The sequence below is a fragment of the Tepidimonas charontis genome (assembly GCF_007556685.1).
Lineage (GTDB): Bacteria > Pseudomonadota > Gammaproteobacteria > Burkholderiales > Burkholderiaceae_C > Tepidimonas > Tepidimonas charontis.
The window spans coordinates 1-2,020 of record NZ_VJON01000086.1; the positions used below are offsets into that span (position 1 = coordinate 1).

Below are 2,020 nucleotides of genomic sequence, written 5' to 3' on the forward strand. Positions count from 1 at the left end.
GGTCCCCCGCAACGGCTTCCACTGCCGACAACTTCGTCTTATGCTTGCTCGTGGTCATGGTTTGCCCTCCTTCAGGGTTCAAGGTCGATCTCGCAATCAACCTCTTACCATGACCACCCGCCCGCTTACTACCCCAGGCGATTTTGCACACAAGTCAGCACACTACCGCCGCGGACAGCGCTGCTAGACTGAACACCATGAGCGCGCCCAAACCGTTCGATGCCGGCTTGATGTGGTTTCGCCGTGACCTGCGCACGGAGGACAACGCGGCGCTGTACCACGCGCTCAAGCAGTGTCGCCGGGTGTGGTGCGTGTTCGTCTTCGACACCGGCATTCTGACGCCGCTGCTGCAGCGCGGCCTGCGGGCCGACCGGCGCGTCGAGTTCATCCACGAAAGCCTGATCGATGTGGATGAACAGCTGCGCGCCCTGGGCCGCTCCAACGGCACGGAGGGCGTCGGGCTGATCGTGCGCCACGGCGCGGCGGTGTCGGAGGTGGCGGCGCTGGCGGCACAACTGGGCGTACAAGCCGTATTTGCCAACCACGACGACGACCCCTACGCCAAAGCGCGCGACGCTCAGGCGCGGGGTACGCTGGCACACGCGGGCGTGGTGCTGCACACCTTCAAAGACCATGTGATCTTCGAGCGGCACGAGGTGCTGAGCAGCAGTCGCCAACCGTTTACGGTCTTCACCCCCTACAAGAAGGCTTGGCTCAACGCGCTGACCGACTTTCATCTGAAAGCCTACCCGGTGGAGCGCTACGCCGACGCCCTGGCGCCCTGCCCGGCCACGGCGCCGCCCTGGGTACCGCCACTGGAGTCGCTGGGATTCGTGCGCACCAATCTGCGCGAGCTCAAAATCCGCACCGGCAGTCGCGGCGCGCGCGCGCTGTGGGAGGATTTTCTCACCCGCATCGAACACTACCACCAGACGCGCGACTTCCCTGCCATCAAGGGGCCGAGCTACCTGAGCGTGCACCTGCGGTTCGGCACGCTGAGCATCCGCAGCGTCGCCGCCACCGCTTACGGCTTGCATCGGCGCGGCATCGCCGGCGCCACGGCTTGGCTCAACGAACTGATCTGGCGTGATTTTTACCACCAGATTCTGGCCAATTTCCCCCACGTGGGCGAGGGCAAGGCTTTCAAGCCGACGTTCGACGCCATACGCTGGGAGCGCGGCGCGCACGCCAAGGCGCTGTTTGCCGCGTGGTGCGAAGGGCGTACCGGCTATCCGCTGGTGGATGCGGCCATGCGGCAAATCAACCAGACCGGCTATATGCACAACCGGCTGCGCATGGTGGTGGCCAGCTTCCTGACCAAGGACCTGGGGCTGGACTGGCGCTGGGGCGAGCAGTATTTCGCCGATCATCTGATCGACTTCGACCTGGCCGCCAACAACGGCGGCTGGCAATGGGCCGCCTCCACGGGTTGCGATGCCCAGCCGTATTTCCGTATCTTCAACCCGGTCAGTCAAAGCCAGAAGTTCGACCCGCAGGGCAAATTCATTCGCCGCTATCTGCCCGAACTGGCACGCCTGCCCGACGACGCCATACACGCACCGTGGCAGGCAGCGCCGGCGGCGCTGCAGGCCGCTGGCGTCGAACTGGGGCGGGACTACCCGCTGCCAGTCGTCGATCACGCCCAAGCCCGCGCGCGCACCCTACAGCGCTACGCCGGACTCAAAGCAGGATGAGCGCGTGCGCGGCTGCCGTCTCAGGGGCCAATGGGCTGGCGCGCCGCGCGTGGGCAGCACGACTCAAATCTGGACCATCTCGAAATCTTCCTTGCGCGCGCCGCATTCCGGACAGGTCCAGTTGACGGGGACGTCCTCCCAGCGCGTGCCAGGTGGAATGCCATGCTCGGGGTCGCCCGCGGCCTCGTCGTAGATCCAGCCACAGATCAGGCACATCCAGGTGCGGTTTGCGGTCGTCATGACGGGTTCGGCCTCGTGCACAAGCAAAAAAGTAGAATGGGCCCATTGTAGTGTCACCCATGACCACCCCTGACCCCGCCCCCGCC

General features: G+C 65.3%; 2 protein-coding genes. One reads left to right on the forward strand and one right to left on the reverse strand.

Features of this window, described 5'->3' with window-relative positions; all coding sequences use genetic code 11:
- Window positions 1-197: 197 nt before the first annotated feature.
- A complete protein-coding gene (locus Tchar_RS13415) occupies window positions 198-1,694 on the forward strand; it encodes a cryptochrome/photolyase family protein (RefSeq protein WP_144329475.1) in 1,497 nt (498 codons plus the stop codon).
- Between the two features lie 63 nt (window positions 1,695-1,757).
- Here Tchar_RS13415 and Tchar_RS13420 read toward each other — a convergent pair whose 3' ends face one another.
- Complete coding sequence (locus Tchar_RS13420) at window positions 1,758-1,934, reverse strand: rubredoxin (RefSeq protein ID WP_144329476.1); 177 nt, start codon at window positions 1,932-1,934, stop codon at window positions 1,758-1,760.
- Window positions 1,935-2,020: the final 86 nt, after the last annotated feature.

Bases quoted from the DNA above. Each gene is read 5' to 3' on its own strand.
- Tchar_RS13415 (WP_144329475.1), top strand. From the start codon at position 198: ATGAGCGCGCCCAAACCGTTCGATGCCGGCTTGATGTGGTTTCGCCGT.
- Tchar_RS13420 (WP_144329476.1), bottom strand. From the start codon at position 1,934: ATGACGACCGCAAACCGCACCTGGATGTGCCTGATCTGTGGCTGGATC.